Below are 23013 nucleotides of genomic sequence, written 5' to 3' on the forward strand. Positions count from 1 at the left end.
CTGTCGCCCTATAGCAAAACAACGGGTCGACCGCCCCTTTGCTGCGCCGCATCAGAACCCCCTTTGGGAGTCGTATTAAACTTAGTGGGCTAACTCCTCGCCCCAGCCTCTTGCTGGGGCTTTGAGTTTCAGGCGCCAGGTCCTTGGCGGGGCCGAACGCGTCCAACAACGGGTGCTATCCCCGGCACCGTCATACGTGGAGTTCATGTTCCAATGATTTTCGAAACCATCGCCAAAACTGGCCACGAAGAAGTCGTCTACTGCCATAACAAGGACGCGGGCCTGAAGGCCATCATCGCGATCCACAACACCGTGCTGGGCCCAGCACTGGGCGGCCTGCGCATGTGGCCGTACAAAACCGAGCAGGATGCGGTGAACGACGTGCTGCGCCTGTCGCGCGGCATGACCTATAAGAACGCCGTGGCCGGCCTGAACTTGGGCGGCGGTAAGGCGGTGATCATCGGTGATCCGTCGAAAGATAAATCCGAAGCGCTGTTCCGCGCGTTCGGTCGTTTCGTCAACTCGCTCAACGGTCGCTACATCACGGCCGAAGACGTGGGCATCGACGTCAACGATATGGAATATGTGTTCCGCGAAACCGAATACGTGACCGGCGTGCATCAGGTGCATGGCGGTTCGGGCGATCCGTCGCCGTTCACCGCCTACGGCACGCTGCAGGGCCTGATGGCAGCGCTGAACTTCAGGCACGGCAACGAAGACGTGGGCAAGTACAGCTACGCCGTGCAGGGTGCCGGCCACGTGGGCAGCGAGTTCATCAAGCTGCTGCGCGAACAGGGTGCCAAGGTGTTCGTCACCGACATCAACAAGGACGCCGTGCAGCGTTGCGTGGATGAGCTGGGTTGCGAAGCCGTGGGCCTGGACGAAATCTACGACGTCGACGCCGACGTGTACTCGCCCTGCGCGCTGGGCGGCACGGTGAACGAGCAGACCATCGACCGCATCAAGGCGAAGATCATCTGCGGCGCGGCCAACAACCAGCTTGCCACCGATTCGATCGGCGACGAGCTGCAGCGTCGCGGCGTGCTGTACGCGCCCGACTATGCCGTGAACGCCGGCGGCGTGATGAACGTGTCGCTGGAAATCGACGGCTACAACCGCGAACGTGCGATGCGCATGATGCGCACGATCTACTACAACCTGGGTCGCATCTTCGAAATCAGCAAGACCGAGAACGTGCCGACCTACAAGGCTGCGGACCGTCTGGCTGAGGAACGCATCGCGTCCATCGGCAAGATCAAGCTGCCGCACATGGGCAATGGCGCGCCGCGCTTTGCCGGTCGCATGCGCGGGCAGTAAAACTGCACCGTCGGGTGTTGAAAAACGCCGGCCTCTGGTCGGCGTTTTTTTATGGCCGTGCCATACCTCGGAAACCCGAATCTGTCACAGTTCTGCTAGACTGCCCCTTCAAGAAATGTGCTGTAAGGCTTTGCTTAGGTTGGCAAAGCTTCAGGGGGACCCGTTCCACGGGTTAGGGAAAATCGAAACTCTTCACGGCCCATGCTTCATCCGGCTGCCGTTCGCTTTGCCGCACTTTTATACGGCAGGCGCATGGCCGATGATGAGGGTGTCCATGAAGGACACGAAGCGGCAGAAGTAGGCTGGTGTGTATGAGCGCAATCATGGAAACCGGGATCAGCGATGAGGACATCCTGCTCAGGCTGAAGGATGTGCTGCGCGAGACCTTCGAAATCGATCCGTCGCGGGTCGGGCTCGATACGCACCTGTTCACCGACCTGGAGCTGGACAGCATCGATGCCGTCGACCTGGCAATCCAGGTGCAGGACATGACCGGCATGCGCATCAAGCCCGAGGATTTCAAGAACGTGCGGACCGTGGGCGACGTGGTCGCCACCGTGCGCGCGCTGCTGACCCGCTGAACGCTGGCGGGCCGTATTTCATGCCGCATGCGCCAGCATTCCCCAAGGAAGACTTTCAGCCCTGCGCGCTGATTCCGATCTACAACCACAAAGACACCATCGCCGCGACGGTGCATGCATTGCGTGCGCATGATTTGCCGGTGGTGATCGTGGACGATGGCAGCGACGACGCCACGCGGGCCGTGCTGAAGGCGCTGGCCGCCAGCGAACCGGCGGTGCAGCTGATCCGCCTGCCGCGCAACGGCGGCAAAGGCCGCGCGCTGACGGCCGGGTTGATCGCGGCACGCGATACCGGCTACACCCATGCACTGCAGATCGATGCGGACGGCCAGCACGATGCCGGCGATGTGCCGCGTTTTCTCGCCGAAGGCCGTGCCGATCCGCAGGCATTGATCTGCGGTGAGCCGCTGTTTGACGACAGCGTGCCGCGGGCGCGCTTGTATGGACGTTATGTCACCCACGTATGCGTGTGGCTGGAGACGCTGTCGTTCACGCTGCGCGATTCGATGTGCGGCTATCGGCTTTATCCGCTGGAAGCGACCTGCGCCGAAATCGATCGCGCGCCCCTGCCCGCGCGCATGGACTTCGATACCGAAGTGGCCGTGCGCCTGATCTGGCGCGGCGTGCCGGTGCGCAATCTGCCGACGCGGGTGATCTACCCGGAGAACGGCCTTTCGCACTTCCGCATGCTGCACGACAACCTGCGCATTTCCGCCATGCATACGCGGCTATTGCTGGGCATGCTGCCGCGCGCGCCGATCCTGCTGTGGCGCAAGCGCCGGAGAGCCGCATGCGCCGCCTGATCGTTTTATTGCTGCTTTGTGTGAGCCTGAATCTGCATGCGCAAAGCGCATCGCCGGATCTGCTGCACACCGTGCTGGGCGAACTGAGTCAGCACACGGCAGTGCGCGCCGCCTTTACGCAGCAACGTCAGAACCCTGCGTTGACCCAACCGCAAAACAGCAGCGGAGAGCTGGTGTTCGTCACCGGCCACGGCATGCTCTGGCAGGTGCAGCAGCCGTATCAGGAAACGCTGGCGCTCACCGGTAGCAAGACCACGCGCATCGATGCGAACGGTAATGTGCAGCCGGTACGAAGCGAACGCGGGGTCAGCCAGATTTCGCAGATGCTGCAGTCGATGCTGGCCGGTCAGCTCGATGCGGTGTTGCGCCAGTTCAACGTCAGTGCGGAAGGTACGGCCGCACAGTGGACCTTGCACTTCACGCCCAAACAAGCACGCGTGGCGCAAGTACTGCATGGCATCCAGCTCGACGGCGGTGCGTTTCTGCAAGGCATCCGCATCGATATGCAGGACGGCACGCAAACCGATATCCGCATGACCGACACCCGTGACGCCGGCCCGCTGACTGCGCTGGAAAAGCACGCGCTCGGCCTGCCATGAACCGATCGGCACTGTGGCTGCGCGCAGGTTGGTTTGCTGTGGCGACACTGCTGATGATCCTGCTCGGCGCATGGTTGTTGTTCGGCCGTGGCCGCTCACCGATCCAGACCGATCTGCTGGCGATGCTGCCGGCCACCGAACGCAACCCGCTTGCCGAAGTCGCCGCGCAACGGCTGGCGCATGCCAATGGCGATCGGGTGATCCTGCTGGTGGCCCATGCCGATGACGATCGCGCCAAGGCGGCGGCGCGCGAACTCGGCCACGCCCTGGCGCAAGACAGTGTCTTTGCGTCGGTCACGGCGGAACTGCCGCCTTTCGATCTGCAGCAACTGGTAACGCCGTACCTCGCGCATCGTTTCATGCTGCTCACCGACGCCGACCGCACGGCACTCGCGCAACCTGGCTACAACCCGGCGCAAGCGCTGGCGCAGCGCGTGAACGAACCTTTCGTCACCGGCGTGGGAACACGCCTGCAGGACGACCCGTTCGGCTGGCTGCAGCACTGGATGGATCAGCAACCCTGGAGCCGCTCGCCGCTGGTGCCGGAGGACAATCTGCTGACGGCGCATCGCGACGATGGCAGCTACGTATTGGTGACCGCCACGCTCAACGGTTCGTCGTATGACGATGTCATCCAACGACGCGCATTGAGCGCCATGGATCAAGCCGAACGCACCATCGAGCGCGATCAACCCGGTACTCGCGTTCTGCGCACCGGCGCGCTGTTTTATGCCGCCGCCGCCCGTGCAGGTGCGGAGCACGACGTGCACATGGTCGGGCTGATTTCTACGATCGGCATCGCCTTGCTGTTGCTAGGTGTGTTCCGTTCGCCAGGTCCATTGCTGCTGGCGTTTCTTTCGACCGGCGTCGGCGTTGTCGCTGCTACCACGGTCAGCGTGTTGGTGTTCGGGCAGATCTATCTGCTTACGCTGGTATTCGGTGCCGCGCTGTTAGGTGAAGCGGTGGATTACTCCATCCAGTATCTCAGCGCGCGCGCGAACGCCGGCGATGCGTGGGAACCGCGCGCAGGTCTGCGCCAGGTGCGTCCTGCGTTGCTGCTGGCGCTTGGCACATCGTTGCTTGGCTATGCCCTGCTTGGCCTGGTGCCTTTCTCCGCGTTACGGCAGATGGCCTGTTTCGCGATGACGGGCATGACGGTGGCCTGCCTCAGTGTGTTCTGGTTGCTGCCTGCACTGTTGCAGCGTAGCGCCAAGCCGCTTTCCGCCGTTTCTGTTCGCGGCGCCTTGGCGTTGCAAAACCTTATCTCGCGATTGGCATCGGGATATCGCGGCGCGCTGCTTGCTGCCGTTCTGCTGTTGTTGGCCATTCCCGGCTGGCGACAACTGCGTCATGACGACGATGTGCATTTGCTGGTCGCGCCGCCCGCGGCGCTTGCCGCGCAGGAAGCGCAGATTCGCGACATCACCGGTCTCGGCAACGGCACGCAGTTCTATCTGGTGCAGGGCGTCGACGAAGAACAGGTGTTGCAACGCGAGGAAGCACTGGAGCAGCGTCTGCAGGGCATGGTCGATGCAGGTCAATTGCAAGGTTGGCTCGGTCTGGCCGGCATGGTGCCCTCGTTGCAACGCCAGCACGCCAACCAAGCGCTGCTGGCCCCTCTCTTTGCGCAGCCCGACCGCATGCGCCAATGGCTGAGCGGCGCGGGCTTCCGCAGCGAGGATATGGAGCGGTGGATGCAGTCATGGCCCGGCGCGCCGCTTACGTTGCAGGCATGGTTGAAGAGCCCGCTGGCCACGCCTTTCCGTTACCTGTGGATGGGCGACGACACGCATGCGGGCGCCGCCTCGCTGGTTTTGCCGCAAGGCGATGCGCAAAGCACGCTGTTGCAGCGAGCCGCTGCAGACTTGCCCGGCGTTACACTGGTCGACAAACCGGCCAGCATCTCCGATTTGTTCGGCCGCTACCGCCGTTACGCCAGCCTCTGGCTGCTGGCCGCCATCGTGCTGATCGTGCCGGTGTTCGCTTGGCGCTACGGCCTGCGCGATGTGCCGCGCGTGCTCGCGCCGCCGGTGCTCGGTATCGGCTTTACACTGGCGATGCTCGGTTATCTGCAGCAGCCACTCACCCTGTTTCACTGGATGGCGCTGATGCTGGTGCTGGGCGTGGGCGCCAATTACGCGGTGTTCCTGCGCGAAGGCGAGCCGCATGTTACGCATCGTCCCGGCGCGATGTATGCCAGCGTACTGCTCTCGGCCATGACTGCTTTGTTGTCGTTCGGCCTGCTGGCGTTGAGTTCCATGCCGGCGCTGCGCGACTTCGGACTCACCCTGCTATTGGGTATTGGTTTTACCGCGCTGCTGGTGCCGACCAGTGTGGCGTATCGGATGACTTCCTCATGATTGTTTTTCACTTCGCACGGAGCATTTGTCGATGAAGCGCGTCGTTATCACCGGCATGGGCGGCATCACGCCACTGGGACACGACTGGTCGCAGATCGAACCGCGCCTGCGCGAAGGCCGCAATGCCGTGCGCACCATGCCGGAGTGGGATTTCTTCGATTCGCTGAATAGTCGACTGGGCTGCCCGGTCGATGATTTCCAATTGCCCGACTGGCCGCGCAAACATCTGCGCTCGATGGGCCGCGTAGCGCAATTGGCGGTCGCCGCCAGCGAACGCGCACTGCGCGATGCGGGCTTGCACGGCGATACCAGCATTGGCGATGGCCGCATGGGCGTCGCTTACGGCTCGTCCGGCGGCAGTATCGAACCCGTACGCGTGATGGGGCGCATGCTGGAAACCGGTTCCATGCAAGGCGTCACCGCCACCAGTTATGTGCAGATGATGGCGCACACCACGGCGGTGAACGTCGGAGTGTTCTTCGGATTGAAAGGACGCATCGTCCCGACATCCAGCGCATGCACGTCGGGCAGCCAGGCCATCGGCTTCGGCTATGAAACGATCCAGCAAGGCAAGCAGACGTTGATGTTGTGCGGTGGCGCGGAAGAACTTTCCGGTCCCGGCGTGGCGGTGTTCGATACCTTGTTCGCCACCAGCACGCGCAATGACGAAGCCAAACTGACGCCCCGCCCGTTCGACCGCGGCCGCGACGGCCTGGTGGTGGGCGAAGGCGCCGCCACGCTGGTACTGGAGGAATACGAGCACGCGCGGGCACGCGGTGCACGCATCTATGCGGAAGTCGTTGGCTTCGGCTGCAACTCCGACGGCAATCACATTACTCAGCCCACCAGCGAGACGATGGCAACAGCGATGCTGCTTGCGTTGCAGGATGCGTCGCTATCGCCGGACGCTATCGGCTATGTCAGCGCACACGGTACCGCGACCGATCGCGGCGACATCGCGGAAAGCCACGCCACCGCCAATGTGCTGGGTGCACGCGTGCCGATCAGCTCCATGAAAAGCTATGTCGGCCACACGCTCGGCGCCTGCGGTGCGCTGGAATCGTGGTGGGCGGTGCAGATGATGCGCGATGGCTGGTTTGCGCCGACCATCAATCTCAACGAACCCGACCCGGCTTGCGCTGAACTCGATTACATCATCGGGCCTGGACGCGCGATCAATGCGGGTTACGTGATGAATAACAACTTCGCGTTCGGTGGTATCAACACGTCGCTGATCTTCAAGGCGTGCGAGTGATGTTCAAGCACCCTCCCCAACACCACGCGCGTCTTAGTGCGAACTCCCTCCCCTGCTTGCAGGGGAGGGTTGGGGAGGGGTTCGTCACGCATACGAAAAAGCCTAACCCCCTCCCAACCTCCCCCTGCAAGCAGGGGGAGGAGCAAGGCGCGCGGGCCTCTGCATGATGGACTTCCGCATCGAACAATGGCGCGCATGGGCGCCGGGGCTGGACACCGACGAAGCCTGGCAGGCATGGGCCAAGCATCCCGTCATTGTGCCGGATGACGATGCGCAACCCACCTGCGACTTCCTTCCCGCCATGCAACGCCGCCGGCTCAGCCGGCTTGCGCGCATGACGCTGCACGTGGCCTGGCCGCTGTGCGGCGAACACGAACAATTACCGCTGGTGTTTGCTTCGCGTCACGGCGAAACGCCGCGCACCTTTGCGCTGCTCAGCGAGGTCGCCGACGAGCAGCCGCTGTCGCCTACGCAATTCGGCCTATCGGTGCATAACGCGATCGCCGGGCAGTGGTCGATCTTGCGCGGTCAACGTGGCGAGTCGGTCGCCATCGCCGGCGAGGCCGATACCTTCGAGCATGCGATGGTGGAAGCGGCCGCGTTGCTCGGCGAAGGTGTGCCCGCGGTGCTGGTCGTGATCGCGGAAGAGCGCCCGCCCGCCGCCTACGACGACTGGATCGACGATGTACCGTTTTCGTATGCTCTTGCGTTGAGAGTCGCAGGAATCGAATCGCGCGCTGAAACGCGGACCAACGAACGCTGGCAACTGCGCCTGGAGCCGAATCGCGGGGATTCCGCAGCCGGTGCATGGCCGCACGCGCTGGATCTCGTGCGCGCCCTGCATGCGCGGGATGGCACACTGGAACACCCTTGGAAAACGCGTCGATGGATTTGGCAGCGAATCCCGTAAGGCGCTCCGGCGTCGGCAACTACCTCTGGCGGCTGCTGGCCACCGGCATGAGTTTCGCGTTGTTCGGATTGGGCGGCTTGGTACTACGGCTGATCGTGCTGCCCCTGCTTGGATTGCTGCCGGGCGACGCGCTCGTTCGCAGGCGGCGCGCACGCGCGGCCATCAGCAAGGCGTTTTATCTGCACGTGCAATTCATGTATCGCAGTGGCGTGCTGATATATGACTTCGAAGGCGCCGAACGACTGGGACGCCCCGGCCAGATGATCATCGCCAATCATCCGTCGCTGATCGACGTGGTGTTCCTGATCGCGCACATCCGCGACGCCAACTGCATCGTCAAGCAAAGCTTGTGGCGCAATCCCTTTACGCGCGGCCCGGTGCGGCGAGCGGAGTACGTCAGCAACAACGGCAGTCCAGACATGCTGGAGCAGGCAGCCGACGCGTTGCGTGAAGGCCAGACCTTGATCGTCTTTCCCGAAGGCACGCGAACCAAACCAGGCATGCCGCCGGTGTTTCACCGCGGCGCCGCGGCGATCGCGTTGCGCGGCGCACGCGTTATCACGCCGGTGTTCATCGCGGTAAAACCCACCACACTTACCAAGGCCGAGCCCTGGTATCGCATTCCGGCGCGACGCGTGCGCGTGACTTTGCGCGTAGGCCAGGACATTGCACCGGAATCTTTCACTGCCGATGCACCGCAGCCGATCGCTTCGCGCCGGCTCAACGAACATCTGCACCGTCTTTTCCTCAAGGAGCTTTCAGCGTGAATGCCTTGCAGCAGGAAATCGCCCAACTGATCATCGACACCCTCAACCTGGAGGATGTCACCGTCGACGACATTCCACCCGACCAACCGCTGTTTGGCGAAGGGCTTGGCCTCGATTCGGTGGATGCGCTGGAATTGGCGCTGGCGCTGCAGAAGCGCTATGACATTCGCATCGCTTCCGACTCCAAGGATGCGCGCCAGCATTTCACCACCGTCGCCACTCTCGCCGCCTTCGTGCAGGCACAGCGGGACGCATGCGCAAACTGACTTCTATCCTCTTACCGCTGGCGGGCGTGCTCTACCCGTTCGTGGTTTATTTCGGCATGGATCGCGTGCCGCCGCCTATGTTCGCGCTGGTGCTCGGCGCGATCTGGTTGATCCGCGCGCCGTATCTGCTGAAACAACCGGGTGGACGCTGGATGCTCGGCGCTGCGTTGGTGTATTGCGCGTTGCTTGCGCTGAGTGGCGAGGCGACGTTGCTGCGGTGGTATCCCACGCTGATCAGTGCCTTATTGTTGTGTGCGTTTGGCTTGAGCTTGGTCTACGGACCGCCGCTGGTTGAACGCATCGCGCGCGTGCGCGAGCCGGATCTGCCGGATGCTGCCATTCCTTACACGCGCAAAGTCACCTGGGTCTGGGTGGGATTCTTTGTGTTCAATGGGGTGATGTCGGCGGTGCTGACGCTCTGGGCGCCGTTGTCATGGTGGACGCTCTACAACGGTCTGCTGGTCTACTTCATCATGGGCACGCTGTTCATCGGCGAATGGCTGCTGCGCCGGCGCTTGCGGAGCGTGGCGTGAGTGTGAACCTAGCGCCCTTCGCCACGCAGCTTTGCGCCCACCCGTGGGTGGACGATGCGTGCTGCGGCTATGCCGGAGTGGATATACCGGGCGCCTTGCTCGCGCTCAACGACGAAGGTATCGATGCGCTATGCCGTCAAGGTCGACAGCGTGTGGTGGATACTTTGCAAGCGCACGTGAACGCGGCGGGATATACCGGTTCGCCGTTCGTGTGGCGACTGTTCGACACGATGCCCACTCTGGTGTCGCCGCAACAGGTCGACGCTTTGCTGCATGCACCGTTGCCGCGTGACACCTTGCCACTGGACGAACAGCAACACGACGGTGTGTGGACGCTGGCGCTGCGTATCCCACTCGACTTGATTTACTTTCCGGGCCACTTCCCGCAAGCACCGGTGCTACCAGGTGCGGTACAAGTGGCCTGGGCATTGGATTTCGCCGCTTCGCTATTAGGTACGCCGCTGCGTTGCCATGCGATGGAAGCACTGAAGTTCCAACAACTGCTGCGCCCTGGCGACCGCGCCGATCTGACGCTGCGTCATGATCCGATACGCCACAAATTGCATTTCGCCTATCGCTATGGCGACAAGGCGTATTCTTCGGGTCGTTTGGCATGGAGCGCCGTAGGATGAGCGAGCAGGTTGTGCAGGAACGTCACTGGTCCGCCCATAAAGAGCGCGGCAGCCTTATCCTGATGCGGCTTACCGCGTTCAGTGTGCGCGTGTTCGGGCGTCGGCTGCTGACACCGGTGCTGTATCTGATCGTGTTGTATTTCTTTGCGTCGGCGCGTAGCGCGCGACGCAATATCCGGCAATACCAGAGTTATCTGGCCGACTGGAGCGGCAACGCGTCGCTGCGTCCGACATTGGGTAGCGTATTCGGCCTGTTCATCGCCTTTGCCGACAATCTACTGGACCGCCTCGATGTGTGGCGCGGCCGCCTGCGCTTTGAACAGGTAACGCTGGTCGATCCATCCGGCGTACGCACACGCTTGTTGCACAGCCAGCATGGCGGGCGCGGCGAGATCCTGGTCGTCACGCACCTGGGTAATCCGGATGTATGCCGCGCGATGGCGGAGCTCGGCGAGCAGGTGCCGCTCAACGTACTGGTGCATAACCGCCACGTGGCGCAGTTCAATCGCTTGCTGGGCGAAGCCGGCGATCGCAGCATGCGGCTTATCCAAGTGAGCGAACTGGATACGGCGATGATGCTGGACTTGTCACAACGAGTGGAACGCGGCGAATGGCTGGCGATCGCCGGCGATCGCGTACCGCTGCACGACGGTCGGCGCGTGATGGTGAATTTCCTCGGACACGCGGCGCCGTTCCCGCAAGGGCCGTGGCTGCTGGCGGGTCTATTGCAATGCCCGGTGAATTTGCTGTGCTGTCTGAAAGTGGACGGTCGTTATCAAATCCACCTCGATCCTTTCCTCGATACTGCCCATTGGGAACGCGGCCGGCGCGATGCCACCATCCAGGGTTGGGTGCAGGGTTACGCCGATCATCTTGCGCAACAGTGCTTGATGGCGCCGCAGCAGTGGTTCAATTTCTACGCGTACTGGCAACCCGCCCAGCCGGAGGCCACCGATGCGAACTAGTGGCGTACTACACACGACCGTGAACATGGTGGTGCCGTTTTTCGACGTCGATTCGATGGACGTGGTCTGGCATGGGCACTATGTGAAATACCTCGAAGTGGCGCGTTGCGCCCTGCTCGACGACATCGGCCACAACTACACGCAGATGAAAGCCTCCGGTTACGCGTGGCCGGTGATCGATCTGCAACTGCGCTATGTGCAGGCGGCACGCTTCGGCCAGCACCTGACCGTGCGTGCCGATCTTGTCGAGTGGCAAAACCGGCTGCTGATTCACTATCTGATCCAGGATGCCGCCAGCGGCCAGCGCCTTACCCGCGCCAGTTCGGTGCAGGTAGCGGTGAAGCTGTCCAACGGCGAGATGCAGCTGGTCTCGCCCGAAGTGTTCACCGACGCGGTCGAACGCCGACTGCACGATGTTTCGCACAACCCTTCTTCTTCGGTCGCGACATGAATTACGCCAGCCCTACTTATGTCGAGGAAACCCGTATCGGGTTCCATTTCCTGCGCAGCCACACCTGGCAGCACCATGTGCTGCGCGTGGCGATCAACGACTTGAAGCGATTGATCGGCGAGCCGTTGCCGCAAGGCGGCAGCCTGCTCGATGTGGGATGCGGCCAGGGCAAATCGTTCCGCTTGTTGCACGACGCTTTCCAGCCGACGCGGATGCTGGGGCTGGATGCCGATCCGCACAGCATTAGCCTGTCCGAAGCGGAAGCCGAGCGCGAAGGCATACGCGTGGAGGTGCTGACCGCTGACTGCGCGGCGATTCCGTTGCCGGACGCCAGCATCGACATCGTGTTCTGCCATCAGACTTTTCATCACCTGGTGGAACAGGAGCGTGCGCTGGCCGAGTTCTGGCGCGTGCTGAAAAACGGTGGCTTGTTGCTGTTTGCCGAATCCACCAAGGCTTATATCGATACCTGGGTGATCCGCTGGTTCTTCCGGCATCCGATGGACGTGCAAAGGAGTGCGGAAGAGTATTTGGACATGCTGCGCCAGCAGGGTTTTGTCTTCGGCGCGCAGAACGTCTCCTTCCCTTATCTGTGGTGGAGCCGCTCCAAGGATTTCGGCCTGTTGGAACGCTGGGGTTTGCGCGCGCCACCGCCACCCGGTCAGCGCGAGGAAACCTTGGTAAACGCTGCTGTGCGTAAACCGCAAACCGTATGAATACGTATTTGAATTCGCTAGGTGTCATCTGCAATCTCGGCGCGGGCAAGTCCGCCATCGCCGGTGCATTGTTCGCAGGCGACACCAGCGGCATTCGTGCCGAGCAAGGTTGGATTCCCGGCCATGCACCGCCGCTGGGCAGTGTGCACGCGGAATTGCCACCGATACCTGCCGCACTGGCCGACCGACGCGACAATCGCAACAACCGCTTGCTACTCGCCGCGGCACAGGAAATCGAAATAGATATCCGCGCGGCGATCCAACGCTACGGTCATGCGCGCATCGGCGTCGTGCTCGGCACCAGCACCACCGGCATCGAAGAGGCGACGCAAGGTATCGGAGCCTATCGCCGTGATGGCGCATGGTCCGCGGATTACCGCTATTCGCATCAGGAACTGGGCGCGCCTGCGGCATTTCTCTCCGAATGGCTGGAACTTGCCGGCCCGTGCTACAGCATTTCCACAGCCTGCACCTCCGGCGCGCGTGCACTGCTCAGCGCACAAAGACTGCTTCGGCTAGGACTTTGCGACGCCGTGCTGTGTGGCGGCGTGGACACGCTGTGCCGGCTGGCGATCAACGGTTTCCATGCGTTGGAAGCGGTGGATATGCAACGCTGCGACCCGTTCTCCCAACATCGTCGCGGCATCAATATCGGCGAAGCGGCGGTACTGTTTCTGATGACGCGCGAGGCAGGTCCGGTGCAATTGCTCGGAGGTGGTGCCAGTTCGGATGCGTATCACATGTCCTCGCCCGATCCGCAAGGCACCGGTGCGCAGAAAGCCATGCAAGATGCGTTGCGCAACGCGAACCTCGACGCCGCGCAGATCGATTACATCAACCTGCACGGCACGGCGACCGAGCACAACGACAGCATGGAAAGCCTGGCGGTGGCCGCCACGTTCGGGCAAACCGTACCCTGCTCTTCCACCAAGTCGCTGACCGGTCACACATTGGCCGCAGCAGGCGCACTCGAGGCGGCCTTCTGCTGGCTGAGCCTTGCCGACGACCGCGCAGAACGGCGGCTGCCCCCGCATGTCTGGGACGGCGAAGCCGATCCTGCACTTCCATCGCTCGCCTTCGTGCAAGCGGGCGATCACCTGCCTGCCGGTGGCCGGCGTTACCTGATGAGCAATTCGTTTGCGTTCGGCGGCAACAACAGCAGTCTGATCCTTGGAGATCCGGCATGAAGCCATGGCCGATCGCCGAGGTCGTGCCGCATGCTGGCGAGATGATCCTGCTCGACAGCATCGAGGAGATCGAAACCGACCGCATCGTGTGTATAAAAACAGTGCGACCGGACGGCTTGTTTGTAGAGGACGATGGCTGCCTGCCCGCGTGGGTGGGCGTGGAGCTGATGGCGCAAAGCATCGCCGCGTGGGCCGGTTGTCGCGCGCAGGCCGATCAGCAGCCGGTGCAGCTGGGTTTCCTGCTCGGCACGCGGCACTATCAATGCAACGTCGATGCGTTTCCTCCTGGCAGTCGTTTGCACGTGGAAGCGATACGATCGTTTCACGACGAACACGGCATGGGTGTTTTTACTTGCCGCATCGATGCGCCCGACATACATGCCGAAGCACGCCTGACCGTCTACCGACCACGCGATGCGGATGCTTTTTTCAAACAGGTTGCCGGAGAAATGCCTCATGCCTGAAACCATTCTGGTTACCGGCTCCAGCCGCGGCATCGGTCGCGCTATTGCGTTGCGTTTAGCCAAGGCCGGCTACGACGTAGTTCTGCATTGTCGAAGCCGGCGCGACGAAGCCGAGCAGGTGCTCGCGTCGATCCACGAACTCGGACGCAACGCGCGCATCCTGCAATTCGATATCGCGGATCGCGCAGCCTGCGCTACCGCGCTCGAGGCGGATGTCGCTGCACATGGCGCTTATTACGGCGTGGTGTGCAATGCCGGCCTGACCCGCGATGGCGCGTTTCCCGCGCTGACCGGCGACGATTGGGATCAGGTGCTGCGCACCAACCTGGATGGTTTTTACAACGTGCTGCATCCGCTGATCATGCCGATGATCCGTCGTCGCAGCGCTGGCCGTATCGTCTGCATCACGTCCGTATCCGGCCTGATCGGTAATCGCGGACAGGTGAATTACAGCGCATCCAAAGCCGGCGTGATCGGCGCCGCCAAGGCGCTGGCGGTGGAGTTGGCCAAGCGCAAGATCACCGTCAATTGTGTTGCGCCGGGCTTGATCGATACGGACATGACCAGCGACGACTTGCCGCTGGAAGAGATCATGAAGGTGATCCCGATGCAGCGCGCAGGCTCCGCCGACGAGGTTGCTGCGGCGGTGCAGTTTCTGGTCAGTCCGGAAGCCGGCTACATTACGCGCCAGGTGTTGGCAGTGAATGGCGGACTTTGCTGAGAGCCACTAACAAAACTACTGCGCGGCCGCTCGCTACGTTTTGTTAGCGGCTCTGAGTTCGCTACGTACTCTCAACCGAGGAGATCGACGCACATGAAAGCAAAGACTCTGTTCCTTGCCACGCTGTTGCTAGCCGCTCCCGGCCTTACGTTTGCCGCGGACAAGATCGTGCACTTTCCTTTCCAGAATGCCGTCGCAGCTGCCACCCAAAGCGGCAAGCTGGATGGCACCGTCAAGTTTTATCTGGCCGACAACAAGCCCAGCGGCCAGGTCACGGTGATGAACGACGTCATGGTCAATCGCAAGACCAACGCATTCGGCAAGCAGGACCAGGCCACCTGCGACTGGGCGCTGCAGTCGGCACTGATCGGCCTGCAGGAGCAGGCGGAGAGAGCCGGCGCCAACGCCGTGGTCGATATCGTCAGCGACTATGGCAATGAATACCGCGATAGTCAGAACTACGAATGCCATGTCGGCTTTTTGATGTCCGGGGTGATCCTGAAAGCCAAGCTGGCGAAGGTGCAGTAAGCCTGGGGTCTGTCCCTCCCCTGCATACGGGGGAGGGTTGGAGAGGGGTTCCGCCATCGGCTGATGCGCCGCGTCAGGGTCGGAAAAGGCCGCTGCGCTACAATGACCCGGCTGATTCCCCTCCCCGGAGTTTGTAATGCGTCCGTTCCCGCTCGGTGAAGAGATCGATCTGTTGCGCGAAAGCGTGTCCGCCTTTGCGGAAAAGGAGATCGCGCCGCGCGCCGATCATATCGATCGCGAGAACCTGTTTCCGCAGGATCTGTGGCGCAAGATGGGCGACATGGGCCTGCTCGGCGTCACCGTTCCCGAGGAATACGGCGGCACCGGCATGGGCTTCCTCGCGCACATGGTGGCGATGGAGGAAATCTCTCGCGCCTCCGGTTCGGTGGGTCTTTCCTATGGCGCGCATTCCAACCTGTGCGTGCAGAACATCTTCCACAACGGTAACGAAGCGCAGCGTCGCAAGTACATTCCCAAGCTGTGCTCCGGTGAGTACGTCGGTGCGCTGGCGATGAGCGAACCGGGCGCAGGGTCGGACGTGGTCGGCTCGATGAGCTGCAAGGCGGAACAACGCGGCGACGTGTGGGTGGCCAACGGCTCGAAGATGTGGATCACCAACGGCCCCGATGCGAACGTGCTGCTGGTGTATATGCGTACCGCGCCGCGCGTGGCGGGCAGTCGCTGCATGACCGCGTTCATCATCGAAAAAGGCATGAAGGGTTTCAGCACCGCGCAAAAGTTGGACAAGCTCGGCATGCGCGGCTCCAACACCTGCGAACTGGTGTTCGAGGATTGCGAGATTCCCGCCGAGAACATCGTCGGCGAAGTGAACGAAGGCGTACGCGTGCTGATGAGCGGCCTGGATACGGAACGCCTGGTGCTGTCCGGCGGCCCGATCGGCCTGATGCAGGCAGCGCTGGATATCTCCCTGCCCTATGTGCGCGAGCGCAAGCAGTTCAACGCACCGATCGGCACCTTCGGCGTGATGCAGGCGAAGATCGCCGACATGTATACCAAGCTGCAGAGTTCGCGCGGCTTTGCCTATATGGTGGCGAAGGAATTCGACGCCGGTGTGAAGTCGCGCATCGATCCGGCGGCTTGCCTGCTCAACGCCTCGCAGAATGCCGTGCAAGTAGCACTGGAAGCCATCCAGACTCTGGGCGGCAATGGTTATATCAATGAATTTTCTGCCGGACGTTTGCTGCGCGACGCCAAGCTTTACGAGATCGGCGCCGGCACCAATGAAATCCGCCGCATGCTGATCGGCCGCGAGCTGTTTCACGGTAAAGCGTAATTCACGACCTTAAACAGCGATAAAAAAGGCCCGCCATTGGCGGGCCTTTTTGTTTTCCGGACGCAGCCTGTCTAGAAACGCAGACTGTAGTTCAGCGTACCCATCGTCGCTCGCTCGTGCTGCGCATTGCATTCGTCGACACCAAACGACAAATTCGAACGCGGTGAGAATCGCCAATCCAGCGACAATCCGGCGACGCTGCCGTAACGCGACAAGCCAATGCCTTCGATCGGAGAGAATTGCTGCAAGGCAGTGAAGCTGGCGTTGGGTAAAACACCATGCATCGCGAACGCGTCCTGCCATAGCAATCGCGCCTGCAAGCTCAGACTTGTTCCGTTGGCCATGATCCACTGCCGTGAACCGCGCATGCCCAGGCCACCCTGCCAGCGCTGGATCGTCTGTGTGCCGGACATCAATCCGAAGCCGTCGCCGCCCAATTCGTTGAAACCATCGCGCTCGACGTTGGCATACTCAAGATCGGCGTACGGCGTGAGTTTCCAGTTGCCAACATTGAAGCGATAGCCACTTTCGCTGTAAGCCACGTCGTAACGGCCATTGCTGAAACTCGATACACCAGCCGTCTGGCCGCCCAGCACGAGCTCGCGGCGGGTGTCTTGCCAATCGCTGCCAACGCCGAATCGGCCCATGGCGTACCAGTTGCCCTGGACGAAGCCGCCGTAAATCATGCCTTCCAGCGCACGGCTGAAGCCCTGTTCCGCACTCTGTTCGAGGTTGCCGAGCCCTTGACTCTGGCTGATCGCATAACCGACGACGCCACCATTACCCAAACCACGATCACCGCCGACCATGAAACCGTTGAGCTGGAAGCCGAGGCTGTCGTAACCGCTACGCGACATACTGCCCTGATATCCCAGGTTCTGCTTCCAGCTCTGGAACTTGTTGAGGTTGTACATCTGCGGATTGTCGAGCAGGGCGTCGAAGCGATCGGACAGTGCGCGCGTATCGGCGTCGATGGCCTCGAACGTCATCGCTGCACTGGCCGCGTACATCTGGCCGGAAAGACTGTTCAACGACTGCTGCATGGCGGCGACGGTCTGCGTCTGCTGAATGCTCCCCGCCGCACTTATGAAGCTGCTGGGCAACGGCTGCGCCGCGGCGCCGCTCTGAATCACATTGTTAACCGTATTGAAAGCACCCTGGACACGTTCTGCCGCGGCATAGGTTGCTGCCGAGTAAGGCAAGCCTTGGATGTTGGCGACATTCACCTGCGTCACATTCAGGTACGCATCGTTTGCGTCGTAACCAGGCGTCGCCGTCAGAACTACCGAAGGTGCCGACGTAACCGTGTTATTGAACACTCCCGTCAGACCCTTGGTCGCCGACAGTACGATGGTCCTGGAATTCATCTGATAACCAGAATCGGCACCATACACGTACAAGGTCGGAGTATTGCTAAGCGTGGCACTCCCCGTCACTTGCAACGCGGATCCCAACGACAGCGCGAACCTGCCGCCAGACTGCGAGTAATTCCCCGTCATCGTGAGATTGGTACTGCCAACCACCAACGTGCCCTGGCTGTTGTTCACCGAGCCGTTGATCAGGGGCTTCGAAGACCCCGCAGAATTTCCCGTAATCGCTAGCGTTGCACCGGATGCAATGTTGACGCTCGAGTTGAGCGACACGGCATTCAGGGTACCGCCGCCCACCGTCGTACCGCCCATATAGCTGGAGGGCTGGCTAAGGGTGAGCGTGCCGGGGCCATTCATGATCAATCCGCCTGCACCAGAAATCGGATTGTTCCAGCTCGACGTACCGGTAAAACCAACGGTGACATTGCCCCAGTTGAACTGCTCTGGCCCGTTCACCGCGGCGCCGACATTGAGCACGCCATAACCGAAAGTCGGATTCGGCTGCGAGCCGCCCAAGGGAGTCGCTGTCCCGAGCAACGTCTGCCGCACCAGATCATTGTTGAAGTACGGATAAGCCTGCCATACCAACGCCGCAGCACCAGACACTTCCGGCGCCGCAAACGATGTGCCTTCCACGATGTAGTACGTGGGATTAGTCGTGCTGGCAAGCGTGTCCTTGTCCAGCACGATCACATCACCCGGCGCTGCGAGACAGTAGTTCATCGCAATGGTGCCGCATCTGTTCGAATAGCTGTCGAGCTGGGTGGGGTTATTGCTGTTCAGCGCCACCGCGACCAGCCAGCCTTTTTGAAGATTCGCATCATTCGCGACGGTAGGCAGCGAAGCGATCGTGCTCGGACTGGCTTGCGAATCATTGCCAGCCGCAAATACCACCAAACCGCCGTTGTTCACGACGAATGGTGTGTAGGCGGCGTCGAACGCTTGCGTAGTGGCCGTATCGGTGGAACTCCACGAGATGCCGCCCCAAGAGTTGTTCATCACCTTCACGCCGACGCTGATCAGCTGCTGGTTTACCTGACCCAGCGGCACGGCATCGGATCCGGTTACCGGCGTGGGTGGCGTTGATCCGTTATCGTCAGGCGCTTTGTCGTCGATGATGCGCGCCGAGACCAGACTGGCTCCGGGAGCGATACCGCCGGCAAACTGACCGAAGGGCGCCCCAGCGGCAATTTCCGACACCCATGTGCCGTGACCGACGACATCAGGAATGTTGACGTTGTTGGTCGTTGGATCGACGTCGATAAATTCCTGCAACACACGCCCGGCAACAGCTGGATTGTTCGGCATGATGCCGCTATCGACGATGCCGATGACGACGCCGGCACCGGTATAACCCTGCTTTTGTGCCGCGTAGGTATTGGTTAGCGACAACTGGGCATCGATGGGCGGCGTTGGAACATTGCTGGTGGGAGCGGGCGATGGCGTCGATGATGGCTTGACATTGCCATTTCCGCCCCCTCCCCCGCACGCACTCAGTCCCAACGCCAGACAGATCAGTACGACCACTTCACGACGACGCCCCACCTGCATTCCGGTTGCCATAACACCTACCCCATTTCGCTATGTTGGTCCCCACCATCTACCGGAAAAACGCCACGTGAATCGACGTTTCCGCCTATAGCTTATTGACCAAGTTTGTCACAATGAAAGAACCCCGGAGCGCGTGATTTCTCACGAAAAAATAGGTTTGGTGCTTTGCGTCAAGGGCTGCGATAATTCGCAAGTTATTTCCCCAGGCGCGGTGCGCCTCAAAGCTCCTTCGGAGACCCTTATGTCGGACGTTAGCGTTGTCATTGCAGGTGCCAAGCGCACTGCTATCGGCTCTTTCCTTGGCCAGTTCACCGGCGTGCCCACCCCCAAGCTCGGTGCCACCGCCATTCGCGCTGCACTCGAACAAGCCGGCATTGCCGCCGGGGATGTCAACGAAGTGATCATGGGCTGCGTACTTCCCGCCAATCTCGGCCAGGCCCCCGCTCGCCAAGCGTCGTTGCAGGCGGGACTGCCCGCAGCAACGGGCTGCACGACCGTCAACAAGGTCTGCGGCTCGGGCATGAAGGCCATCATGTTTGGTCACGATCTGATCAAGGCCGGCTCGGCTGCCGTGGTTGTCGCCGGCGGCATGGAGTCGATGACCAATGCACCGCACATGGTCAACGCGCGCACCGGTATTCGTTATGGCGACGGCCAGCTGGTCGACCACATGGCCTGGGACGGCCTGACCAATCCGTACGACGGCAAGGCGATGGGCGTGTTCGGCGAACTGTGTGCCGACAAGTACCACTTCAGCCGCGAAGAGCAGGATGCGTTCGCCATCGAATCGGTGAAGCGCGCTCAGGCCGCGCAGGCTTCGGGTGCTTTCGCCGGCGAGATCGTGCCGGTGACCGTATCCGGTCGTAAGGGTGACGTGCAGGTCGATACCGATGAGCAGCCGGGCCGTTCGGACATCACCAAGGTTCCCTCGCTCAAGCCGGCGTTTCGCAAGGAAAACGGCACCATTACCGCTGCCAGTTCGTCGAGCATTTCCGATGGTGCAGCAGCCGTCGTACTGCTGTCGGCGGACGATGCCAAAGCACGTGGGATAAAGCCGCTTGCACGTATTGTTGCCCATGCCACTCACTCGCAAGAACCCGAGTGGTTCACCACCGCACCGGTCTCGGCGATCAGCAAAGTGCTCGACAAGGCCGGCTGGAAGGTGAGCGATGTCGACCTGTTCGAGGTCAACGAAGCCTTTGCCGTGGTGGCCATGGCACCCATGCGCGAACTCGGCATCCCGCACGAAAAGCTCAACGTCAATGGCGGTGCATGTGCACTTGGCCATCCGATCGGCGCCAGCGGTAGCCGGTTGGTGGTCACCTTGCTTAACGCACTGAAAACCCGCGGTTTGCGGCGCGGCATTGCAACATTGTGCATCGGCGGCGGTGAAGCCACTGCTATCGCCGTGGAACGTTTGGATTAAGCTCCGCCTCAAGAACTGGCTGGTGATCAAAAACTAGCCGGTTGTTTAATGCGGTATAAAGTAGTTCGTTGAAACAGGTAGCGTTGTTAAAGCGAAAGCGCTATTAATAATCCGCCAATTGGCATTCCACGGCTAAGGAGATCCATCATGAAGTTCACGCGTACCCTACTCGCCTCCGCGCTTGTCGCGCTGCTGGCGGCTTGCAGCAATGGCGCGCAGGATGCTGCGCAGGACGCACAGAAGTCGGCTGACCAGGCCCAGCAGGCTGCTTCGCAGGCTGCCGACCAGGCTCAGAAGGCCGCTGCCGCTTCCACGGCCGCTACCCCGGCTGCTGCTCCGGCTGCTGCCCCGGCTTCCACCGCTGCTGCTCCGGCCGCCGCTCCGGCTTCCACCGCCGCCCCGAGCGCTGGCGATGCGATGAAGAGCGCAGCTGCCGACGCTTCCGACGCTGCCCACAAGGCCGCTGACGCTGCCAAGTCTGCCGCAACTGCAGCTAAGGACGCCACGAAGGGTAACTAATCCTTCGGTCCAGGCTTCAAGGAAACCGGCCGCCCTTGGCGGCCGGTTTTTTTATGGGCGCTTCTGTATGAAAACGCCAACGTAATGGGTCGTTATACAGATGATGGACCCACACCGTTATCATCCACAGTTTGCCCAGACGGTCGCATGACGAAACCATGAGCGTCCTCACCTCGCAGATCGATCCCCGCTCCCCTGAGTTCCAGGCCAGCAGTACCCAACTGCGCTCCCTTGTGGATGACCTGCATCACGAAATGGTGCGTAGCGCCGAAGGCGGCGGTGCCAAAGCCCGCGAGAAACACACGGCCCGAGGCAAGCTGTTGCCACGCGAGCGCATCCGCGCCCTACTCGATCCAGGCTCGCCCTTCCTCGAGCTCTCGCCGTTGGCTGCTCACGGCATGTATGACGATGCGGCGCCAGCCGCCGGCATCATCACCGGCATCGGTCACGTGTGCGGCATCGAAGTCGTGGTCGTCGCCAACGACGCCACGGTGAAGGGCGGCACGTATTTTCCGATGACGGTCAAGAAGCATCTGCGCGCACAAGAGGTGGCGCTGGAAAACCGCCTGCCGTGCATTTACCTGGTCGATTCCGGCGGTGCGTTTTTGCCGATGCAGGACGAGGTATTTCCGGACAAGGAACACTTCGGCCGCATCTTCTACAACCAGGCGCGCATGTCGGGGCTCGGCATTCCGCAGATCGCGGTGGTGATGGGCTCGTGCACGGCAGGTGGCGCTTACGTACCGGCCATGAGCGACGAAACCATCATCGTGCGCGAACAGGGCACGATCTTTCTCGGTGGTCCGCCGCTGGTGAAAGCCGCCACCGGCGAAGTGGTGGATGCCGAAGCCCTGGGTGGCGCGGACGTGCATACATCCATCTCCGGCGTGGCCGACCACTATGCGGAAAACGACGCACATGCACTGTCGATCGCCCGCGACATCGTAGCCAGCCTCAACCGCAGCAAAGCGATGCCGCTTGCGCTGCGCCCGCCGGTCGAACCGCGTTATGCGGCTGAAGAACTGTACGGCGTGATTCCGCAAGATACGCGCCGACCGTTCGACATCCGCGAGGTGATCGCACGCATTGTCGACGGCTCCGAATTCCACGAATTCAAGGCACGCTACGGCAAGACCCTGGTGTGCGGTTTTGCGCATATCCACGGCTACCCTGTCGGCATCATCGCCAACAACGGCATTCTGTTCTCCGAATCCGCGCTCAAGGGCGCGCATTTCATCGAACTGTGCAATCAGCGCAACGTACCGCTGGTGTTCCTGCAGAACATCACCGGTTTCATGGTCGGCAAGAAATACGAGAACGCCGGCATCGCGAAGGACGGCGCCAAGATGGTTACCGCCGTGGCTTGTTCGCACGTACCGAAATTCACCGTGGTGATCGGCGGCAGCTTCGGTGCCGGCAACTACGCCATGTGCGGCCGCGCCTACGGTGCGCGCTTCCTGTGGATGTGGCCGAACGCCCGCATCAGCGTGATGGGCGGCGAGCAGGCGGCCAGCGTACTGGCGACGGTGAAACGCGACGGCATCGAAGCCTCCGGCAAAAGCTGGAGCGCTGAAGAAGAAGATGCATTCAAGACGCCGATCCGCGAGCAGTACGAACGCCAGGGCCATCCGTATTACGCCAGCGCGCGGCTATGGGACGACGGCATCATCGATCCCGTCGATACGCGTCGCGTGCTTGGCCTGGCGATTTCCGCTTCGCTCAATGCACCGATAGAACCGCAACGCTACGGCGTATTCCGCATGTGATCCCTTGCCTCTCTTCCCGAGGGGAGAAAGGC

The 23013-nt window shown here is 61.6% G+C and carries 23 protein-coding genes; 22 read left to right on the forward strand and 1 reads right to left on the reverse strand.

Going from position 1 to position 23013, the window contains the following annotated elements; all coding sequences use genetic code 11:
• Positions 1-213: 213 nt before the first annotated feature.
• The 19 genes from QQL64_RS09045 (at position 214) to QQL64_RS09135 (ending at position 16349) form a co-directional block, all read left to right on the forward strand.
• Positions 214-1317 (forward strand): Glu/Leu/Phe/Val dehydrogenase dimerization domain-containing protein, encoded by a 1104-nt coding sequence (locus tag QQL64_RS09045; RefSeq protein WP_284398414.1) that lies wholly within the window; start codon positions 214-216, stop codon positions 1315-1317.
• Positions 1318-1640: 323 nt separating this feature from the next.
• Positions 1641-1898, forward strand: a complete 258-nt coding sequence (locus tag QQL64_RS09050) for an acyl carrier protein (protein WP_284398416.1) — start codon at positions 1641-1643, stop codon at positions 1896-1898.
• Between the two features lie 20 nt (positions 1899-1918).
• Entirely contained in the window at positions 1919-2701 is a 783-nt protein-coding gene (locus tag QQL64_RS09055; protein WP_284398419.1) for a glycosyltransferase family 2 protein, read from the forward strand.
• The gene (locus QQL64_RS09060) at positions 2689-3300 is read left to right on the forward strand and encodes a LolA family protein (protein WP_284398421.1); all 612 of its coding nucleotides are present in this window, start codon (positions 2689-2691) and stop codon (positions 3298-3300) included. Before QQL64_RS09055 ends, QQL64_RS09060 begins: the two co-directional genes overlap by 13 nt.
• Positions 3297-5660 (forward strand): MMPL family transporter, encoded by a 2364-nt coding sequence (locus QQL64_RS09065; protein ID WP_284398422.1) that lies wholly within the window; start codon positions 3297-3299, stop codon positions 5658-5660. The genes QQL64_RS09060 and QQL64_RS09065 overlap by 4 nt, the downstream gene beginning before the upstream one ends.
• 31 nt (positions 5661-5691) lie before the next feature.
• Positions 5692-6915: a beta-ketoacyl-ACP synthase gene (locus QQL64_RS09070; protein ID WP_284398425.1), complete on the forward strand. Its 1224-nt coding sequence runs from the start codon at positions 5692-5694 to the stop codon at positions 6913-6915.
• Between the two features lie 163 nt (positions 6916-7078).
• Positions 7079-7825 carry a beta-ketoacyl synthase chain length factor gene (locus tag QQL64_RS09075; protein ID WP_284398427.1) on the forward strand — a complete coding sequence of 249 codons (747 nt, stop codon included), beginning with the start codon at positions 7079-7081 and terminating at the stop codon, positions 7823-7825.
• Positions 7786-8592 carry a lysophospholipid acyltransferase family protein gene (locus QQL64_RS09080; protein ID WP_284398428.1) on the forward strand — a complete coding sequence of 269 codons (807 nt, stop codon included), beginning with the start codon at positions 7786-7788 and terminating at the stop codon, positions 8590-8592. The genes QQL64_RS09075 and QQL64_RS09080 overlap by 40 nt, the downstream gene beginning before the upstream one ends.
• Entirely contained in the window at positions 8589-8858 is a 270-nt protein-coding gene (locus QQL64_RS09085) for a phosphopantetheine-binding protein (RefSeq protein ID WP_284398430.1), read from the forward strand. The genes QQL64_RS09080 and QQL64_RS09085 overlap by 4 nt, the downstream gene beginning before the upstream one ends.
• Positions 8846-9391, forward strand: coding sequence for a COG4648 family protein (locus QQL64_RS09090; protein ID WP_284398432.1), 546 nt, complete (start codon positions 8846-8848; stop codon positions 9389-9391). Before QQL64_RS09085 ends, QQL64_RS09090 begins: the two co-directional genes overlap by 13 nt.
• Positions 9388-10023, forward strand: a complete 636-nt coding sequence (locus tag QQL64_RS09095) for an ApeI family dehydratase (protein ID WP_284398434.1) — start codon at positions 9388-9390, stop codon at positions 10021-10023. The genes QQL64_RS09090 and QQL64_RS09095 overlap by 4 nt, the downstream gene beginning before the upstream one ends.
• On the forward strand, positions 10020-10988 hold the full coding sequence (locus QQL64_RS09100) for a lysophospholipid acyltransferase family protein (RefSeq protein ID WP_284398436.1): 969 nt from the start codon (positions 10020-10022) through the stop codon (positions 10986-10988). The genes QQL64_RS09095 and QQL64_RS09100 overlap by 4 nt, the downstream gene beginning before the upstream one ends.
• Positions 10978-11439, forward strand: a complete 462-nt coding sequence (locus QQL64_RS09105; protein ID WP_284398442.1) for an acyl-CoA thioesterase — start codon at positions 10978-10980, stop codon at positions 11437-11439. The genes QQL64_RS09100 and QQL64_RS09105 overlap by 11 nt, the downstream gene beginning before the upstream one ends.
• The gene (locus QQL64_RS09110; RefSeq protein ID WP_284398444.1) at positions 11436-12155 is read left to right on the forward strand and encodes a class I SAM-dependent methyltransferase; all 720 of its coding nucleotides are present in this window, start codon (positions 11436-11438) and stop codon (positions 12153-12155) included. The genes QQL64_RS09105 and QQL64_RS09110 overlap by 4 nt, the downstream gene beginning before the upstream one ends.
• Complete coding sequence (locus QQL64_RS09115; protein WP_284398446.1) at positions 12152-13342, forward strand: beta-ketoacyl-[acyl-carrier-protein] synthase family protein; 1191 nt, start codon at positions 12152-12154, stop codon at positions 13340-13342. Before QQL64_RS09110 ends, QQL64_RS09115 begins: the two co-directional genes overlap by 4 nt.
• A complete protein-coding gene (locus QQL64_RS09120) occupies positions 13339-13806 on the forward strand; it encodes a hotdog family protein (RefSeq protein ID WP_284398447.1) in 468 nt (155 codons plus the stop codon). Before QQL64_RS09115 ends, QQL64_RS09120 begins: the two co-directional genes overlap by 4 nt.
• On the forward strand, positions 13799-14527 hold the full coding sequence (fabG, locus tag QQL64_RS09125) for a 3-oxoacyl-ACP reductase FabG (protein WP_284398449.1): 729 nt from the start codon (positions 13799-13801) through the stop codon (positions 14525-14527). The genes QQL64_RS09120 and fabG overlap by 8 nt, the downstream gene beginning before the upstream one ends.
• 93 nt (positions 14528-14620) lie before the next feature.
• Positions 14621-15055 carry an excinuclease gene (locus QQL64_RS09130; protein ID WP_284398453.1) on the forward strand — a complete coding sequence of 145 codons (435 nt, stop codon included), beginning with the start codon at positions 14621-14623 and terminating at the stop codon, positions 15053-15055.
• A gap of 136 nt (positions 15056-15191) precedes the next feature.
• Positions 15192-16349 (forward strand): isovaleryl-CoA dehydrogenase, encoded by a 1158-nt coding sequence (locus QQL64_RS09135; protein ID WP_284398455.1) that lies wholly within the window; start codon positions 15192-15194, stop codon positions 16347-16349.
• A gap of 71 nt (positions 16350-16420) precedes the next feature.
• Here the strand turns inward: QQL64_RS09135 and QQL64_RS09140 are convergent, their stop codons facing one another.
• A complete protein-coding gene (locus QQL64_RS09140) occupies positions 16421-19282 on the reverse strand; it encodes an autotransporter serine protease (protein WP_284398460.1) in 2862 nt (953 codons plus the stop codon).
• 229 nt (positions 19283-19511) lie between these two features.
• Here QQL64_RS09140 and QQL64_RS09145 point away from each other — a divergent pair, with 229 nt between their 5' ends.
• From QQL64_RS09145 to QQL64_RS09155, 3 genes are all read left to right on the forward strand, one after another.
• Complete coding sequence (locus QQL64_RS09145; protein WP_284398462.1) at positions 19512-20696, forward strand: thiolase family protein; 1185 nt, start codon at positions 19512-19514, stop codon at positions 20694-20696.
• A gap of 147 nt (positions 20697-20843) precedes the next feature.
• Entirely contained in the window at positions 20844-21215 is a 372-nt protein-coding gene (locus tag QQL64_RS09150) for a hypothetical protein (RefSeq protein ID WP_284398464.1), read from the forward strand.
• A 158-nt stretch (positions 21216-21373) separates the two neighbouring features.
• Positions 21374-22981, forward strand: coding sequence for a carboxyl transferase domain-containing protein (locus QQL64_RS09155; RefSeq protein ID WP_284398466.1), 1608 nt, complete (start codon positions 21374-21376; stop codon positions 22979-22981).
• Positions 22982-23013 lie beyond the last annotated feature (32 nt).

The organism is Dyella lipolytica, assembly GCF_030160075.1.
GTDB lineage: Bacteria > Pseudomonadota > Gammaproteobacteria > Xanthomonadales > Rhodanobacteraceae > Dyella_B > Dyella_B lipolytica.

Bases quoted from the DNA above. Each gene is read 5' to 3' on its own strand.
- QQL64_RS09045 (WP_284398414.1), top strand. From the start codon at position 214: ATGATTTTCGAAACCATCGCCAAAACTGGCCACGAAGAAGTCGTCTAC.
- QQL64_RS09050 (WP_284398416.1), top strand. From the start codon at position 1,641: ATGGAAACCGGGATCAGCGATGAGGACATCCTGCTCAGGCTGAAGGAT.
- QQL64_RS09055 (WP_284398419.1), top strand. From the start codon at position 1,919: ATGCCGCATGCGCCAGCATTCCCCAAGGAAGACTTTCAGCCCTGCGCG.
- QQL64_RS09060 (WP_284398421.1), top strand. From the start codon at position 2,689: ATGCGCCGCCTGATCGTTTTATTGCTGCTTTGTGTGAGCCTGAATCTG.
- QQL64_RS09065 (WP_284398422.1), top strand. From the start codon at position 3,297: ATGAACCGATCGGCACTGTGGCTGCGCGCAGGTTGGTTTGCTGTGGCG.
- QQL64_RS09070 (WP_284398425.1), top strand. From the start codon at position 5,692: ATGAAGCGCGTCGTTATCACCGGCATGGGCGGCATCACGCCACTGGGA.
- QQL64_RS09075 (WP_284398427.1), top strand. From the start codon at position 7,079: ATGATGGACTTCCGCATCGAACAATGGCGCGCATGGGCGCCGGGGCTG.
- QQL64_RS09090 (WP_284398432.1), top strand. From the start codon at position 8,846: ATGCGCAAACTGACTTCTATCCTCTTACCGCTGGCGGGCGTGCTCTAC.
- QQL64_RS09100 (WP_284398436.1), top strand. From the start codon at position 10,020: ATGAGCGAGCAGGTTGTGCAGGAACGTCACTGGTCCGCCCATAAAGAG.
- QQL64_RS09105 (WP_284398442.1), top strand. From the start codon at position 10,978: ATGCGAACTAGTGGCGTACTACACACGACCGTGAACATGGTGGTGCCG.
- QQL64_RS09110 (WP_284398444.1), top strand. From the start codon at position 11,436: ATGAATTACGCCAGCCCTACTTATGTCGAGGAAACCCGTATCGGGTTC.
- QQL64_RS09115 (WP_284398446.1), top strand. From the start codon at position 12,152: ATGAATACGTATTTGAATTCGCTAGGTGTCATCTGCAATCTCGGCGCG.
- QQL64_RS09120 (WP_284398447.1), top strand. From the start codon at position 13,339: ATGAAGCCATGGCCGATCGCCGAGGTCGTGCCGCATGCTGGCGAGATG.
- fabG (WP_284398449.1), top strand. From the start codon at position 13,799: ATGCCTGAAACCATTCTGGTTACCGGCTCCAGCCGCGGCATCGGTCGC.
- QQL64_RS09130 (WP_284398453.1), top strand. From the start codon at position 14,621: ATGAAAGCAAAGACTCTGTTCCTTGCCACGCTGTTGCTAGCCGCTCCC.
- QQL64_RS09135 (WP_284398455.1), top strand. From the start codon at position 15,192: ATGCGTCCGTTCCCGCTCGGTGAAGAGATCGATCTGTTGCGCGAAAGC.
- QQL64_RS09140 (WP_284398460.1), bottom strand. From the start codon at position 19,282: ATGGCAACCGGAATGCAGGTGGGGCGTCGTCGTGAAGTGGTCGTACTG.
- QQL64_RS09145 (WP_284398462.1), top strand. From the start codon at position 19,512: ATGTCGGACGTTAGCGTTGTCATTGCAGGTGCCAAGCGCACTGCTATC.
- QQL64_RS09150 (WP_284398464.1), top strand. From the start codon at position 20,844: ATGAAGTTCACGCGTACCCTACTCGCCTCCGCGCTTGTCGCGCTGCTG.
- QQL64_RS09155 (WP_284398466.1), top strand. From the start codon at position 21,374: ATGAGCGTCCTCACCTCGCAGATCGATCCCCGCTCCCCTGAGTTCCAG.